The sequence below is a fragment of the Rhodococcus sp. APC 3903 genome, assembly GCF_030407755.1.
Classification (GTDB): Bacteria; Actinomycetota; Actinomycetes; order Mycobacteriales; family Mycobacteriaceae; genus Rhodococcus_F; species Rhodococcus_F erythropolis.
This window is the reverse complement of record NZ_JASDCV010000020.1, coordinates 61,028-76,920: the sequence shown is the minus strand read 5'-3', so window position 1 is coordinate 76,920 and position 15,893 is coordinate 61,028. Positions and strand designations below refer to the sequence as shown.

Annotated in this window: 12 protein-coding genes; 5 read left to right on the top strand and 7 right to left on the bottom strand. The window is 63.2% G+C overall.

The features are described from left to right. Positions 1-128: 128 nt before the first annotated feature. Positions 129-617: a MarR family winged helix-turn-helix transcriptional regulator gene (locus QMA15_RS25065; RefSeq protein ID WP_003942624.1), complete on the top strand. Its 489-nt coding sequence runs from the start codon at positions 129-131 to the stop codon at positions 615-617. A gap of 5 nt (positions 618-622) precedes the next feature. Beyond that, positions 623-2,269, top strand: coding sequence for an MDR family MFS transporter (locus QMA15_RS25060; RefSeq protein WP_019748256.1), 1,647 nt, complete (start codon positions 623-625; stop codon positions 2,267-2,269). A gap of 50 nt (positions 2,270-2,319) precedes the next feature. Here the strand turns inward: QMA15_RS25060 and QMA15_RS25055 are convergent, their stop codons facing one another. Both QMA15_RS25055 and glsA read right to left on the bottom strand, forming a co-directional pair. Beyond that, entirely contained in the window at positions 2,320-2,985 is a 666-nt protein-coding gene (locus tag QMA15_RS25055) for an SIMPL domain-containing protein (protein ID WP_042951788.1), read from the bottom strand. Positions 2,986-2,994: 9 nt separating this feature from the next. Next, complete coding sequence (glsA, locus tag QMA15_RS25050) at positions 2,995-4,821, bottom strand: glutaminase A (protein ID WP_092765569.1); 1,827 nt, start codon at positions 4,819-4,821, stop codon at positions 2,995-2,997. A gap of 252 nt (positions 4,822-5,073) precedes the next feature. Between glsA and dxs the strand changes: the two genes are divergently transcribed. Next, positions 5,074-7,020, top strand: coding sequence for a 1-deoxy-D-xylulose-5-phosphate synthase (gene dxs, locus QMA15_RS25045; RefSeq protein WP_097387405.1), 1,947 nt, complete (start codon positions 5,074-5,076; stop codon positions 7,018-7,020). A gap of 88 nt (positions 7,021-7,108) precedes the next feature. Here the strand turns inward: dxs and QMA15_RS25040 are convergent, their stop codons facing one another. From QMA15_RS25040 to QMA15_RS25030, 3 genes are all read right to left on the bottom strand, one after another. Beyond that, positions 7,109-8,551 (bottom strand): sugar porter family MFS transporter, encoded by a 1,443-nt coding sequence (locus tag QMA15_RS25040; protein WP_020907569.1) that lies wholly within the window; start codon positions 8,549-8,551, stop codon positions 7,109-7,111. Between the two features lie 213 nt (positions 8,552-8,764). After that, positions 8,765-8,974, bottom strand: coding sequence for a hypothetical protein (locus QMA15_RS25035; RefSeq protein ID WP_020969504.1), 210 nt, complete (start codon positions 8,972-8,974; stop codon positions 8,765-8,767). A gap of 42 nt (positions 8,975-9,016) precedes the next feature. After that, positions 9,017-10,033 (bottom strand): iron-siderophore ABC transporter substrate-binding protein, encoded by a 1,017-nt coding sequence (locus QMA15_RS25030; RefSeq protein WP_084325999.1) that lies wholly within the window; start codon positions 10,031-10,033, stop codon positions 9,017-9,019. Positions 10,034-10,157: 124 nt separating this feature from the next. Between QMA15_RS25030 and QMA15_RS25025 the strand changes: the two genes are divergently transcribed. Together QMA15_RS25025 and QMA15_RS25020 are read left to right on the top strand one after the other, a co-directional pair. Then, a complete protein-coding gene (locus QMA15_RS25025; RefSeq protein WP_279164315.1) occupies positions 10,158-10,709 on the top strand; it encodes a TetR/AcrR family transcriptional regulator in 552 nt (183 codons plus the stop codon). Between the two features lie 102 nt (positions 10,710-10,811). Next, the gene (locus QMA15_RS25020) at positions 10,812-12,383 is read left to right on the top strand and encodes a GMC oxidoreductase (RefSeq protein WP_082920696.1); all 1,572 of its coding nucleotides are present in this window, start codon (positions 10,812-10,814) and stop codon (positions 12,381-12,383) included. A 66-nt stretch (positions 12,384-12,449) separates the two neighbouring features. Here the strand turns inward: QMA15_RS25020 and QMA15_RS25015 are convergent, their stop codons facing one another. Together QMA15_RS25015 and QMA15_RS25010 are read right to left on the bottom strand one after the other, a co-directional pair. After that, the gene (locus QMA15_RS25015; RefSeq protein WP_290287066.1) at positions 12,450-14,555 is read right to left on the bottom strand and encodes a 3-hydroxyacyl-CoA dehydrogenase NAD-binding domain-containing protein; all 2,106 of its coding nucleotides are present in this window, start codon (positions 14,553-14,555) and stop codon (positions 12,450-12,452) included. Next, on the bottom strand, positions 14,556-15,776 hold the full coding sequence (locus tag QMA15_RS25010; RefSeq protein ID WP_003942598.1) for a thiolase family protein: 1,221 nt from the start codon (positions 15,774-15,776) through the stop codon (positions 14,556-14,558). Between the last annotated feature and the right edge of the window lie 117 nt (positions 15,777-15,893).

The window sequence follows — 15,893 nt, the reverse complement described above, 5'->3', positions numbered from 1 at the left end:
GGTGTGACGCTTCTCGCGTTCAGAACAGTTGCTTGCATTACGCAACTAATCGTATAGTTTCGTTCTGCAAGTAGTTTTCCGTTTTCAAGTCACGGCTCGTTCGGGCCGCTCGAATTCAGGGGTAGGCAATGTCGGTACAGCCGGAGACGGCCCAGGCGCTCGTCGACACGATCTTCATGTTCGGCAGATCGCTGCGAGCCGCGGTCACCACCGGTGCAGACAGCCTGCTGCCGCCTGCGCTGGTCAGTGTGTTGTTCATGCTGGCAGCGCGTGGGGAGTGCCGACAGAACGAATTGGCCGTCGATCTGTGTGTCAGTCAGTCGTCGCTCAGCCGGCAAATGTCGGATCTGGTCGACGCTGGGTATGTCGAGAGAAATCCCGATCCGGCTGACAAGCGGGCGTTCCGCATCCGAGTATCGGAAGAGGGACACGACGTTTTACGGAGAACCACGCAGCGGCGTGCGGCGCGTTTGCGCAACATGCTCGAAGACTGGAGCCAGGAAGAGGCCATGGCCGCAGTGACATCGCTGCAACGTCTCAACGAGACGTTCGGCGCATCGAATCGGCAGGCCTCACCGGCAGTTCCGCACACGGGCGTAGAAAGTATTGGGAGATAAGGCACATGGCAGCAACAGTAGGAGAAACCCGGGCAAGTACCGGAGGTGACGGATCGGCTCGCGAAGCGGGCGCGATGACTCACCGCGAAATTCTCGAAGCACTCACCGGACTGATCGCAGCGCTGTTCACCGCGCTGCTCAGCAGCACCATCGTTTCGACAGCGCTTCCCACGATCATCGGTGAACTGCACGGAACTCAGACGCAGTACGCCTGGATCATCACCACGGCACTGCTCGCCACTGCGGCATCGACGCCGATCTGGGGCAAACTGGCCGACCTTTACAACAAGAAGGTCCTGGTCCAGACCGCGATCGTCATCTTCGTGATCGGCTCGGTTATCGCCGGCGCGGCGCACAATGTTCCGTTGCTGCTGGGTGCACGTGTCATCCAGGGCATCGGCATGGGCGGCCTGACTGCTCTCGTCGTAGCCATCATCGGCACGATCATCCCGCCGCGAGATCGCGGTCGCTACTCCGGATACATGGGTGCGGCAATGGCCGTCTCGATGTCCGGTGGGCCGATCCTCGGCGGCGTCCTCGTGGACACTGCCGGCTGGCGCTGGTGCTTCTACGTGTGTGTTCCGTTGGCAGTCATCGCACTGTTCCTGCTTCAGCGCACACTGCACGTCGAGACCGTGAAGAAGGACAACGTCTCCATCGACTGGATGGGCGCCACCTTGCTCACCGCCGGTGTCAGCGTCCTGCTGATCTGGGTTTCGTTTGCCGGTCAGGACGACTACTACGCCTGGTTCTCGAAGGAGTCGGCCTTCTTCGTCATCGGTGGTCTGGCCCTGCTCGGCCTGACGATGTTCGTCGAATCCAAGGTCAAGGATCCGATCCTGCCGATCAAGATCATCACCGAGCGCACAACTGCTCTCGCGATCATCGCCTCGATCGCAGTCGGTGTCGGCCTCTTCGGCGCGACGACCTTCCTGACGCAGTACTTCCAGACCGCACGCGGATTCGATCCCACCGAAGCCGGATTGCTCACCATTCCGATGGTCGCAGGCATGCTCGTCGCCTCCGTCGGCTCGGGACAGCTGATCACCAAGTTCGGTCAGTGGAAGCCCTTCATCGTCGCCGGCGCGGTACTGCTGCTGGTCGGTTTCGGGCTGCTGTCGACGATCGACCACGCCACCAGCCTCTGGACCATCGGAATCTTCATCGCCATCGTCGGTCTGGGTACCGGCATGTTGATGCAGAACATCGTGCTCGCGGTGCAGAACACGGTCAGCGTCGAGAACATCGGTGCCGCCAGCAGTATCGTGGCGTTCTTCCGCACGTTCGGCGGCGCGATCGGCGTGTCGGTGCTCGGTTCGATTCTTGCGACCCGCGTCAAGACACTGACAGTCGATTCGGTCTCCACCTTGCCGCCCGAGCAGCAGGCAGTAGCTGGAAAGAGCCTCCAGGACGGCCTCGACCTGAGCAATATGCCTGACTTCGTCTCGCAGATCGTTCGGTTCGCCTACGGCGACGCAACAGGACGGATCTTCCTGGTCGCAGCCGTCGTCGCTGTGGTCACGCTCGTGTCGGTCATCTTCATCCCGAACCGTCCGCTGCGCACCACGATCGACATCGCGACTCCTGACGCCGAGCAGAAGTACGAAGAAGAGCGCGAAGAGAAGAACGAAGAGAAGAACCTCACTCGCTGATCCGCATGCCCGGCTGGTCTACCGCCGGCCGCGTCTTCTGAACAGTTCTGTCACGCCATAGCCCATCGAACGCGGACAGAGATCGATTCTTCGATCTCTCCGCGTTCGACGGCTATCGGGGCCGAATCCGCTTTCATCGCCGCGACACGTCCGCGCATCGGCACGATCTGGTCGAAGTCCTCGAGCACCTCGAGAACTTCGACCAGATCTTTGTCTGCCAGGTCTGCGAACTGTCTGGCTTTCGATTCGGCTGCCGTCCATGCCAATTCGCGTGCTTTTGTCGCCAGATCGCTGCGGTCGTCGAGGTCGAACTCGAGCCCGTCGAGCCGAATCGCGTCGCCGCCCACCGATACACACGCCGCGATGACGGCGGCGGGGGAGTTCGCCGCTTCCGGCTCCAGCTCTCGCAGTACGACTCGGAAAGTTGTCGATGCGGTGAATCCTGTTGTCTCCTGGCGGCCTCCGTCACTCCAGTGAGTCTGCGGATGGACGCTCAGCCCGGCGGTGGTGAGGTCCGCTCCGCGCACACCGCGCGCGTGCAGGGTCTCGGTCAGAGCAGTGGACAGACGCGCGACGGCGTCGAATGCGTCGGAAACGGCCGTCTGCGTCACCGATACTCCGATCGTCAGCCGCACGATGTCGGGAACAGTTGTTGCAGTGGCAGTTCCGGTCACCGTGACAGTGGACGGCTCCGAGGTGAGGGCGGTGGTCGGCATGTGTACTTCCTATCCGATTCGTCCGGCGGATATGACACTCCGCAACATCAGGTCCAATTGCTCGTAGGCTCCCGCAGCCAGTCGTTCGAGCAGCGCAAGTTTCAACTCGGGTGCCTGCGCGGTCAGTTCTGCATATCGCTCCGGAGTCAGCACGGCCACGGTGACCGTGGAATCGGCGCGGATGTCGTTGAGGAACGGAGTGTCGAGGAACATCGTCATCTCGCCGAACGTCATTCCGGCGGAGAGCGTCGTGATGCGGTGCTCGACCCCGTGCGCGTCGGTGAACATGGTGCTGACCTGGCCACTGAGAATCAGGTAGAAGCCAGACGCCGATTCACCTCGGCGGGCGATCTTCTCGCCGCGGGCATAGGTACGAGTCTCCAACTCTGCCGAGAATCCCTCGATCTGTGCCGCTGACAGAGCATCGAGAACTGGGTGGTCCTCGATCGAGATCGTCGACGCCTGCCGTTCGGCCTCACAATGCACCGCAAGCAACGTGTCTTCGCACCACTGCATGGCGGAATCGAGATCCGCAAAAACCCGACCACTTCTTCTGGCGGGGTCGATGCTCGAACTTCGTTGTCCCAGCAGTCCTTGCGGATCGACGACGGCCACCGCACAAGCCTGCTCGGCCAGTTGAACCTGCAGCGCAGTGATCATGCGTACTGCGACGTCGCTGGCGTCGTCGACACGGCGGACGTCGATGACGACAACTTCGAGGCCCTCGTCCACCGAGCCGATTTCGCGGACCGCCGATTCGGCACCGGTGAAGAGGAGATCGCCGTGCAGTTCGTAGACCCGGCTGCGCTTGCCGACGTCGTCGAGCACAGCCTGTTCGGTCGGGGTGCGTCGTACTCGCGACGGTGCTTCGATGACGCTGTATCTGGCCCGGATCGACGAGCGTGACGCCCGCGTCACGTGGAGGAAGTGCAGTTCGAGTTCCTTCGACAGTGCGCGGGCAGACGCAACTCCGCGAACGCTGTTTCCGTGAACGTCGAGCCTGGGGGAGTACACCGCGATGCCGATCTGGCCAGGCAGAACCGCCAGGACTCCGCCGCCGACGCCGCTCTTGGCCGGCAATCCGACCTCTACCAGCCACTTGCCGGCGCCGTCGTACATTCCGCACGTAGCCATGACGCTGAGGACCTGTTCGACGCCCGCGGGAGCCAGCGCGCGCTCGTGGGTGAGCGGATTGACACCGTTGTTCGCCATCGTCGCAGCCATCAGACTCAGGTCGCGGCAGGTCACGTCGATCGAGCATTGACGGAAATACAGGTCGACGGCCTCGTCGGGATTGCCGGTGATGACGTCGAAGGATCGCAGCATGTGTCCGATCGCGCGGTTGCGGTGACCGGTGCGCGCCTCGGAGGTGTAGATCGACTCGTTGAATGCCAGTTCGCGGCCCGCGTACCTCGAGTACGCCGAGCGGATGCGCTCGAAGCGGGCCTCGGGATTCGGGCCGGCGACCAGTGATGCAGCGGTGATCGCCCCGGCATTGATCATGGGGTTTCGTGGCCGTTCGGTGAGCGGGTCGAGGCTGATTTCGTTGAACGGCTCGCCGGATGGTTCGACGTCGATTTTCGCGGCAACCGCCTCGCTTCCCCGATCGGCGAGAGCCAAGGCGTAGGTGAAGGGTTTCGAGATCGACTGAATGGTGAACGGGATTCGCGAGTCGCCGATCTCGTAGACGTAACCGTCGACGGTGGCGATGCAGATTCCGAACGAATCGGGGGCGACCGCCGCGAGTTCGGGGATGTAGTCGGCCAACTCGCCCTCGTCGAGTGATCGGACTTCGTCGAACACTCGCGTTATCAGGTCTTCGACCACAGTTCCCATATGTCGACCTTAAGCCGACATGGCGGTCGTTTTGTGGAACAAGAGTTGTCGAGTCGATTGCGACGGATCCCATTTGTCTGTGATTGCGATCACGAGCGATCCGTGGGATTTCGCTGTTACGCGAAGTCACACCGGATTCGGGCCGAGTCCGCGTGTCGGTTCGCCGGAACGCTCCGTAGACTGGCAGCACTGTCGCGAAGACAGCCGCGGCGCGCACCGGTGCAGCTGTGAAGCACGGAGGGAGCGATCTCGTTGGGTGTTCTTGCCCGCATTCAGGGTCCTGACGATCTACGTCAGTTGAGCCACGCCGAGATGACGGAGTTGGCCGACGAGATTCGTGAGTTCCTCGTGCTGAAGGTCGCTGCGACCGGTGGTCACCTCGGGCCCAACTTGGGCGTCGTGGAGTTGACCCTCGCACTGCACCGAATTTTCGACTCGCCGCAGGACGCGATCATCTTCGACACGGGCCATCAGGCCTATGTGCACAAGATCCTCACCGGTCGTCAGGATCAGTTCGACACTCTGCGTAAGCAGGGCGGACTGTCCGGGTATCCGTGCCGCGCCGAGAGCGAACACGACTGGGTCGAGTCCTCTCACGCTTCCGCCGCGTTGTCCTATGCCGACGGCCTCGCGAAGGCCTTCGCGCTCACGGGCCAGAATCGCCACGTTGTCGCCGTCGTCGGTGACGGCGCCCTGACCGGCGGAATGTGTTGGGAAGCCCTCAACAACATCGCAGCCGGAAAAGACCGTTCGGTGGTGATCGTCGTCAACGACAACGGCCGCTCGTACGCGCCGACCATCGGCGGCCTCGCCGACCATCTTTCGGCACTGCGCACCGCGCCGAGTTACGAGCGCGCCCTCGACAGTGGCCGACGCTTGGTCAAGAGACTGCCCTGGGTGGGGCGCACCGCGTACTCCGTCCTGCACGGAATGAAGGCGGGTCTCAAGGACGCGGTCAGCCCTCAGGTCATGTTCACCGATCTGGGTATCAAGTACCTCGGACCGGTCGACGGTCACGACGAAGCCGCCATGGAATCGGCGTTGCGCCGGGCGAAGGCCTACGGCGGACCGGTCATCGTGCATGCCGTCACTCGTAAGGGCAACGGTTACGCACACGCCGAGAACGACGTGGCCGACCAGATGCATGCCACCGGTGTCATCGATCCCGTCACCGGTCGCGGCACCAAGTCGTCCGCGCCGGACTGGACGTCGGTCTTCTCGGCCGCATTAATCGAGCAGGCTTCACGTCGTGAGGACATCGTCGCCATCACCGCGGCAATGGCCGGGCCCACCGGCCTCGCGGCATTCGGTGAGAAGTTCCCCGATCGGATTTTCGACGTCGGTATCGCCGAGCAGCATGCGATGACCTCGGCCGCCGGTCTTGCACTTGGCGGACTTCACCCCGTCGTTGCTATCTACTCGACCTTCCTCAATCGGGCTTTCGACCAATTGTTGATGGACGTCGCGCTACTCAAACAACCGGTGACAGTCGTGCTCGACCGCGCCGGGGTCACCGGAGTCGACGGCGCCAGCCACAACGGCGTCTGGGATCTTTCGCTGCTCGGAATCATCCCGGGGATTCGCGTCGCGGCACCGCGTGACGCAGACACACTGCGGGAAGAACTGGACGAGGCGCTTCTCGTCGACGACGGCCCAACGGTCGTACGGTTCCCGAAGGGTGCTGTACCCGAAGCGATTCCGGCAGTGAAGCGACTCGACGGAATGGTCGACGTCCTCAAGGCCAGCGAGGGTGAGCGCGGCGACGTGCTCCTCGTCGCGGTGGGCCCGTTTGCATCCTTGGCGCTCGAGATTGCCGAGCGGCTCGACAAGCAGGGCATCTCGGTTGCCGTCGTTGATCCGCGATGGGTTCTGCCGGTCGCCGATTCGCTGGTGAAGATGGCGGACAAGTACGCCCTCGTGGTCACCATCGAAGACGGCGGTCTGCACGGCGGCATCGGTTCGACGGTCTCGGCCGCGATGCGTGCCGCCGGAGTGCACACGTCGTGCCGCGACATGGGCGTTCCCCAGCAGTTCCTCGATCACGCCAGCCGCGAAGCCATCCACAAGGAACTCGGACTCACGGCTCAGGACCTCTCCCGCAAGATCACCGGCTGGGTGGCGGGGATGGGCAGCGTCGGCGTCCACGTCCAGGAAGACGCGTCCTCGGCTTCGGCTCAGGGCGAAGTCGCGCAAGGCTGACGGCTCGTCTCACGATAATCTCGAAAAGCGGTGGCCCTCGGATCAATCCGAGGGCCACCGCTTTTCGGTGTGAAACCGTGAGATCTCGCTACTGGACGGATTCGAGTGTGCTGCCTCGCGTTTCCTTCACGAATCGCAGGACGACGAACAGTGACAATGCTGCCATGACGGCGTAGCCGGCGTAGGTGTACGACAGATTCCAATCGGCCAGTGCCGGGAACGTCCAGGAGACCAGGAAGTTCGCGACCCAGTTGGTGGCGGTCGCAATTCCTACTGCTGCAGCACGCACGCGATTGGGGAACATTTCGGAGATCAACACCCAGACCACCGGGCCCCAGGACAGAGCGAAGAAGAACACGAATGCGTTCGCACCGATAAGTGCGATAGTCGCGTTGGCTCCGGTCAGCGTGGCCACAGATTCGCCGATCTCGTTCTTGGTCACTGTTGCCGAATGGAAACAGAATGCCGCGGTGCCCAGTGAGATGGCCATACCGGCGGAACCGACCAACAACAGCGGTTTTCGACCGACCCGGTCGATGACGGCGATGGCGACAAACGTACCGACGATGTTGACCAAGGCGCTCACGACGCTGATCAGAAGGGAGCGGTCGGCGCCGAATCCCACTGCCTGCCACAGGGTGCTGGAGTAGTAGAAGATCACATTGATACCGACCAGCTGCTGCAGTGCGGCCAACGCGATACCGACCCACACGAGGTGGGAGACGCCGAGCCGCTTCGAGAAGAGTTGGCGGACCGTGGTTTTGGCTTGCTTCTCGCTGAGCGAGTCGCGGATCTCGTTCATCCGCTCGGTGACGGCGTCGTGATCGCCGCCTTCCAGGTCGGAGATGATCTTGCGAGCGCGATCGTCCTTGCCCTGCGCTACGAGGAATCGCGGCGACTCGGGAATCGTGGTCGTCATGATCAGATACAGAACTGCGGGAACGGCTTCGAGCATCAACATCCACTGCCAGGCCTCGAGGCCCGCGATCTGATTGCGATCGCCACCGGCCGCGGCCTGGAGTGCGTAGTTGACCAACTGCGACACGGCGATTCCGAGAACGATCGCCAATTGGTACATCGAACCGAGACGGCCGCGAATCGCAGCGGGAGAGATCTCCGCGATGTACGCCGGAGCGATGACCGATGCGAAACCGACGGCCAGGCCGCCGACCACGCGCCAGAACGTGAGGTCGTAGACGCTGAACGGAACTGCGGAACCGACGGCGCCGATTATGAACAACACCGCGGCTATTTGCATGACGCGGATGCGGCCGAGGCGATCTGCGAGTGTGCCTGCGATCCAGGCGCCGAGTGCTGCGCCGAGCAGAGTCAGTGAGACCGTGAGCCCGGTGCCCGAGGCGCCGATGTCGTACTTGTCTCGGATCGCACCGACTGCCCCGTTGATGACAGCGGTGTCGTATCCGAACAGAAAACCGCCGAGCGCGGCGGCGCCGGCGAAGAGCACTGCATGTCCGACGTCGGCGCGAGTAGCGCCGGATCCACCGCCGGAGGCGGTTCCGCTGAATGCCATTCCTGCCCCCTCAAAGGCCCTACGGTCGACACCCCGATGCGTCGATCCATCCGCGAGCACTCTGCACGCTACGCCCACCGGACGAGATTTGGCGGGGACTCACGCGCCGTTATCCAGCTGAGTCCATTCCCAGGTCGAAACAACCGGACGCAGAGACAAGGTATTGATTGCAGTCATTATGCACACAATAATGTCGGTGCAGGTGAGGGCGGGTTACTTACCCGCGAGACTCTCGGCTTTTGCTGCGATGTCCTCGAGATCCTTTGCCATGAATTTCCGGGTCACCCGCGCGCCCAATCGACCGAATACCGCTGTGAAGATCTTCGAGATACGTGAAGTGGATTCGGATTCACCGGAGAAGTACATCTCGAGGATCGTGCCTGTGGCGTCAGGCTTCAGAGTGAACCCGCTCGTGTAGTTCATGCCGTGGGAGTTGGCTTTGAGGGTGTCGTGAAAATCCCGTTTCTAGGCGGTCGCGCGCTTTGCGGCTTCACTTAACGTCGGTGTGATCTGGCCGAGGACCCAAGGCGTGCTCAGGACGTTGACGTTGCTCAGTCCGCCGATGACGCGGGTGTCGCTGAGGAATGCGGTGGATCCGCGTTTGACCGCGTCGAGTCCACCGACTGCGGGTATGCCGGACGGATCACCGGAGCCGTCGGTGAAGCCGACGATCACGTCGGCGTCGATGTCGGCGATGTTCTCGTAGGAGATCGTCTTGAAGAACGATCCACCTGCATTGTCCGCGGCGAGCTTCTCTACGCCCGGCGCGTTGACGAATCCGAGTTCCGTCAGCACCTGGACCCGCGGGTCGGTGGGCAGATAGACGTTGATGTTGCTCGAATCGGTGTCGAAGTTGACCACTGCCAATGTCTTTCCGGCGAACTCCGGGTGGGCTGCGGCGGTATCGGCGAGAGTCGCGTCGAGGCCGTCGACGAGCTTCTCGGCCTCTTCGCTCTTGCCGACTGCCTTGCCGACGATGCGGGTCTGGTCCTGCCAGGACGTCTGCCACGCTGCGCCGGGATAAGCGGCCGTCGGTGCGATCTTGCTCAGTTGGTTGTAGACGGATTCCTCGAAGCCCTCGTACGGCGCCAGGATGACGTCGGGGGTCAACGACGCGATGGACTCGATCGGCGGTTCTCCGCTGGCCGGCATGTCGAAGAGCGTTGTCTTGTCCGCGTCGAAGTAGTCCTGGGCCCAGGGCATGACGCCGTTGTCGTCCGCACCGTAGGTGTACTTGGGCTGTCCGACCGGAGTCAGATCGAGTGCGTACAGGATGTCCTGCGCGTTCCATCCGAGGGTGACGAGGCGCTCGGGCTTCGAGTCGATGGTCGTGGTGCCGAAGGTGTTCTCGATGCTGACGGGGAATCCGTCCGTACCTTGGGATGCCGTGGATGTGCCTGAATCCGAGGAGCACGAGACAAGTGCGGTGACCGCGATTGCAGCCGCACCGAGGGCAGTGAAGCCCCGAACAGAAGTTTTCATGAAGGGCAGCCTAACCTACTGAATTTCGGCAGCCAAACGAAACCGATTGTGCCGTTTATGCAGGTGGGAGTCGGATCTGGACCGCGTTTCTCAGGGCGCCGTTTCGGTGGGCGATACTTTCCTCGTGCGATCACAGCAGAAGATTCTCGGCGCCGCCCTCGGACTGATCGAAGGTGGCGGATTCGAGGCTGTGAACATTGCCGCAGTTGCCACCGCGGCCGGTGTCTCGCGCCAGACGGTGTACTCGATTTTCGGTACACGTGAAGAGGTCGTCTCCCAGGCGATGGGCGGTCTCGCTGTCGAGGTTCTCGGGGAGATCACGGCACAGGTGGAGTCGGTTGACACGGCGTGCGACTACGTCGTCGAATTCATCGTTGCCGCGCGAACTGCCGTGCATGCTCACCCGGTGCTCGCGACTCTGCTCCTCGCCGAGCGGGGAAACCCTGTCTTCGATCTCGAAATGATGAGTCGAGCAATACCTTTCGCTGGTCAGATGCTCGCCCCTATGGTCGAACGTGGCCTCGCCACGGAGGCGGAGTTGGATGAGATAGTGGAAATTGCCGTGCGACTGGGGCTTTCGGTTGTTGCATTCGACAGCGACCTCGTCCATTCCGATGACTCCTTGCGGGCCTTTCTCTCGAGGTGGCTCGGGCCCGCAATCCGGTCGACCTCGTAGTTCCTCGCCTGCTCCGCCAAAACCTTGACACTCGAGCGTCAGAGTGTCTAGTTTTGGCGTGCCCGGAATTCTCTGGCGACATTCTTCGAGGGAGCACCAGTCATGTCCGGAGTGAAACGTAGATCGTTCTTGGCCGGTACGGCCGCCGTGGGAGTCGCGATGATGGCGCCACGCACTGCCAAGGCTGCAACAGGGATTCCGCTGACACGTGAAGTGCACCGTGTCGTGGTTATCGGTTCGGGGTTCGGCGGAGGGGTGACGGCACTTCGCTTGGCCGAGGCCGGGGTTCCGGTCACCCTGCTGGAGAGAGGGATTCGGTGGCAGACCGGGCCGAATGCCGAAACTTTTCCGCATCCCGCCAGTCCGGACAAGCGTATCCTCTGGCATCAGTCCAACCCGACTCTGTTCGGCAGGCCGGCGATCTTCGAGCCATACGCGGGTTTGTTGGAGACGGTGACCGGTGAGAACATGACCGCGATCTGCGCAGCCGGGGTGGGCGGCGGATCGCTTGTGTACCAAGGGATGACGCTGCAACCGGAAGAAGCGGTCTTCAACACGCACTTTCCGGAGGAGCTCGATTACGCACGAATGGACCGCGTCCATTACCCGCGGGTGGCGCGGATGTTGCAAGTGGAAACTGCACCCGACGAACTGATTTCCAGCCCCAACTACGAGGCGGCACGTGTATTCGCGCGTAACGCAACGCGTTCCGGTCTACCCGTGTCGAAGATTCCGATGCCGATCGACTGGAACTACGCGTTGGCCGAACTGAGGGGTGAGATGAAGCCGTCGTACACCAACGGTGACGGCGCGCTCGGTGTCAACAACGGGGGCAAGCATTCGGTGGATGTCACCTACATTGCGGCAGCGGAAGCGACCGGATTGGTGAATGTGGAGACTCTGCACCAGGTCACCGATGTCGAGCGGGCGGCCGACGGACGGTGGCGTGTGTACGTGGACCGGACCGACATTTCCGGCAACATTCTCGAGAACAAGATTTTGACGACGGATGCGCTCGTGATGGCTGCCGGCAGCATGAACACCACCAAACTCCTGGTCCGCGCCGCGGCAACGGGGCGGATCACGGATTTGCCCGACGAACTCGGCGCGGGGTGGGGGACCAATGCCGACCGGATCTACATCTGGTCGGATCTCGCGGAGAATTTCGGCGCGACGCAGGGCGGGCCGGTCGTCTACGGCAGCCGGAACTGGGACGACCCGCATAACGCGTTCACCGTCATTCAGGCGTCGTTCCCGCCGGTGGCGTTCGACGCTCACAGCACGGTGATGGTCGGATTCGGGGTCAGCAGCGACCGGGGTCGGTTCGTGTACGACTCAGCGCGAGGCGAGGCGGTGCTCCGTTGGCCGAGGGATGGCGACTCTGCGATCCAGCAAGGCCACATCGGACCTGCGGCCCAGCAGATCGCGGCAGGAGGACTGCTCACCGACACCAACGCGTTACTGCCGTCCACCTGGCATCCCCTCGGCGGTGCCTGCATGAACTCGGTGTGCGATCTTGATGGTCGGGTTCTGGGCCAGCGGGGGTTGTACGTGCTCGACGGCGCTCTGTTGCCGGGGAACTCCGCTGCGTGCAATCCGTCGATGACTATCGCCGCCGTCGCGGAGCGTGCGCTCGAGAACATCGTGAAAGACGATGTGGGAACCCTATTCTGAACCTGCGCAAACGCCACGGACGGCGTACCCGAAGGCACGCCGTCCGTGACGGGTCGATCGACTGACTCAGACGCTGGCAACACCAGGCGCGAGGAAGCGCTTGCCGTTGACAGCCTCGGAGGTACCGGTCCGGTCCAGGTACGGCGTGATGCCGCCGTTCCAGAATCCGAACCCGCCGCCGAGCAGCAGGCAGAGGTCGATGTCCTCGGCTGCCGCTACGACGCCCTCGTCGAGCATGATCTGAATTTCCTCGGCAAACGCACGACGTGTGCGCTCGAGGACCTCTTCCGAAGTGGACACCTTGTCGCCCTGCGGCCACAGTGCGGCGACCTCGGGATCGACGGCCTGACCGTTCTCGCCCCAGGTCCACACGCCGGGCTTGCGAGCCTCGACGAGTGCTTCGAGTCCAGGTGAGCTCTTGAACCGGTCCGGGTACGACTCCTGCAGGGTCTCACCGGTGTGCAGAGCCACTGCGGGTCCGACGAGGGCCAGCAAGGTGAACGGCGACATGGGCATGCCGAGTTCGGCGATGGCGTTGTCCGCGACGTCGAAGGGGGTGCCTTCGTCGACGGCGGACATGACCTCACCCAAGGTGCGGGTGACGAGGCGGTTGAAGACGAAGCCTGCCTTGTCGCCGCAGAGGACGGCGGACTTCTTCAGCGACTTCGCGGTGGCGAAAGCCGTTGCGAGAGTGGCATCGTCGGTCTTGCTGCCCTTGATGATCTCGAGGAGAGGAAGAACGGCAACCGGGTTGAAGAAGTGGAAGCCGACCACACGCTCGGGATGCTCGAGGCCGGACGCCATCTCCGTGATGGAGAGCGAGGAGGTGTTGGTGGCGAGGATGGTTTCGGGAGCGATGAACTGCTCGAGTTCCGCGAAGACCTTCTTCTTGACGTCCATGTTCTCGAAGACGGCTTCGATGACGAAGTCGGTCTTGGCGAACGCGGCCTTGTCGAGGGAACCGAAGACGAGCGCCTTGAGGCGGTTCGCAGCGTCGGGGGACAGGCGCCCCTTGCCCTGGAGCTTCTCGATTTCGGTGTGGACGTAACCGACACCCTTGTCGATGCGCTCCTGGTCGATGTCGGTCAGGATGACCGGCACCTTGAGCTGGCGGACGAAGAGCAGCGCGAGCTGGCTGGCCATGAGACCGGCACCGACGATGCCGACGCCGCTGACCTTGCGGGCGAGCGAGCGGTCGGGTGCTCCGGCGGGGCGCTTGGCGCGCTTGTTCACCAGATCGAAGGCGTACAGACCTGCACGGAGTTCGTCGGTCAGGAGGAGGTCGGCAAGAGCCTCGTCCTCGGCCGCGAAGCCCTTGTCGAGCGAAGCGGCATCGGTGATGTCGGTACTGCGAGCCAGTTCGAGCAGCTCGACGGCCTTGACGGCGCCGGGAGCGTTGCCCTTGGTCTTGCCGTCGACGATCGCCTTCGCACGAGCGATCGCGTCGTCCCAGCCCTGGCCACGATCGATCTCGGGGCGAGCGGGGGTCACTGTGCCGGCGAGGACCTGCGACGCCCAGGCGAGGGACTGCTCGATGAAGTCGGCAGAATCGAGAACGACGTCGACGACGCCGAGTTCGAGTGCCTTCTTGGGGGAGAGCACCTTGTTCTGGTTCAGCGAGTTCTCGATCACCACGGTGACGGCGTTCGACGGGCCGACGAGGTTGGGGAGCAACTGCGTTCCGCCCCAACCGGGGACCAGACCGAGGAATGCTTCCGGAAGACCCAGTGCGCCCGCATTGGCGGCAACCGTGCGGTAGCGGCTGTGCAGGCCGACCTCGAGGCCGCCGCCCAGAGCGACACCGTTGATGAAGGCGAACGTGGGAACGGACGACTCACGCAGGCGTCGGAACACCTTGTGACCCAAGCGGCCCAGCTCGAGTCCCTGCTCGCGAGAGGTGATCGCGGGAACACCCTTGAGGTCCGCGCCGGCGGCGAAGATGAACGGCTTGCCGGTGACGGCGATGGCAACCGGGTTGGCTGCAAAGGCTTCGTCGAGGGCGGCGTCGAATGCTGCGAGTCCGCCGGGACCGAATGACGACGGCTTGGTGTGGTCGAAGCCGTTGTCGAGGGTGATCAGTGCAAACGGGCCCTCGATGCCGGGGACCGAGATGATCTTCGTGTAGGCGTTCGTCACGACCTCGTCGGCGAATGCTGTTGCAATATCAGACATTTAGTTAACCCCTGCCTGGTAGTCAGCGTGGTTCGGGTTCTCCCAGATTACGGTGCCGCCCATGCCGAGGCCGATGCACATGGTGGTCAAGCCGTAGCGCACGTCGGGACGCGTCGCGAACTGGCGGGAGAGCTGCGTCATCAGGCGAACGCCCGAGGAAGCGAGGGGGTGGCCACACGCGATGGCGCCGCCCCACTGGTTGACGCGCGGGTCGTCGTCGGCGATTCCGTAGTGCTCGAGGAACGCGAGGACCTGAACGGCGAACGCCTCGTTGATCTCGAAGAGTCCGATGTCCTCGATCTTCAGGCCGGTGCGTGCCAGGAGCTTCTCGGTGGCGGGAACCGGACCGATACCCATGACGGCGGGGTCGACGCCCTGGTAGGCGAAGCCCACCATGCGCATGCCGACCGGCAGGCCGAGCTCGGCTGCGGTGTCCTCACCGGCGAGCAGTGCTGCGGTGGCACCGTCGTTGAGCCCGGCGGCGTTACCGGCGGTGATGCGTCCGGCCGGGCGGAACGGCGTCTTGAGCTTCGCGAGATCTTCGACGGTGGTTCCGGGGCGCGGCGGCTCGTCTTCGGTGGCCAGACCCCAGCCCGCAGAACTGCGGGTGGCGACGGGGACCAGGGTGTCGGCGATGAAGCCGGCCTTCTTGGCAGCGTCGTACTTGTTCTGGCTGTTGACGGCGTAGGCGTCCGTGCGGTCCTTGGTGATGGTCGGGAACCGGTCGTGCAGGTTCTCGGCGGTGTTACCCATCACGAGGGCGCTCGGGTCGACCAGGCGGTCGGCGAGGAAGCGCGGGTTGGGGTCTGCGCCCTCACCCATCGGGTGGTGGCCCATGTGCTCGACGCCACCGGCGATCACGACGTCGTACTGGCCGAAGCCGATGCCCGACGCGGTGGTGGTGACGGCGGTCATCGCGCCGGCGCACATGCGGTCGATGGCGAATCCGGGAACGGTTTCGGGGAGACCGGCGAGGATCGCAGCGGTGCGGCCGATGGTCAGGCCCTGGTCACCGGTCTGCGTGGTGGCTGCGACAGCCACTTCGTCGATCCGTGCGGGATCGAGCTGCGGGTTACGGCGAAGCAGCTCACGAATCGCCTTGACGACGAGATCGTCTGCGCGCGTGTCGGCGTACATGCCTTTCGGGCCGGCCTTGCCGAACGGGGTGCGAATGCCGTCGACGAAGACGACGTTGCGTTGGTTGTTTGTGGATGGAGCCACGCGAATTCCTCCTGATGGAGCTGCCCACCACTCCGAAGTGCGGTGAGACGTTGGTTCGGCGATCACGGCCAGGCGTCCGGCCTCGTATCGAGCGTACTACTGCCCATTACTGACCGG

Excerpts from the sequence above, each read along its gene's own strand:
- QMA15_RS25065 (WP_003942624.1), top strand. The coding sequence starts at position 129 with ATGTCGGTACAGCCGGAGACGGCCCAGGCGCTCGTCGACACGATCTTC.
- QMA15_RS25060 (WP_019748256.1), top strand. The coding sequence starts at position 623 with ATGGCAGCAACAGTAGGAGAAACCCGGGCAAGTACCGGAGGTGACGGA.
- QMA15_RS25055 (WP_042951788.1), bottom strand. The coding sequence starts at position 2,985 with ATGCCGACCACCGCCCTCACCTCGGAGCCGTCCACTGTCACGGTGACC.
- glsA (WP_092765569.1), bottom strand. The coding sequence starts at position 4,821 with ATGGGAACTGTGGTCGAAGACCTGATAACGCGAGTGTTCGACGAAGTC.
- QMA15_RS25040 (WP_020907569.1), bottom strand. The coding sequence starts at position 8,551 with ATGGCATTCAGCGGAACCGCCTCCGGCGGTGGATCCGGCGCTACTCGC.
- QMA15_RS25035 (WP_020969504.1), bottom strand. The coding sequence starts at position 8,974 with ATGAACTACACGAGCGGGTTCACTCTGAAGCCTGACGCCACAGGCACG.
- QMA15_RS25030 (WP_084325999.1), bottom strand. The coding sequence starts at position 10,033 with ATGAAAACTTCTGTTCGGGGCTTCACTGCCCTCGGTGCGGCTGCAATC.
- QMA15_RS25020 (WP_082920696.1), top strand. The coding sequence starts at position 10,812 with ATGTCCGGAGTGAAACGTAGATCGTTCTTGGCCGGTACGGCCGCCGTG.
- QMA15_RS25015 (WP_290287066.1), bottom strand. The coding sequence starts at position 14,555 with ATGTCTGATATTGCAACAGCATTCGCCGACGAGGTCGTGACGAACGCC.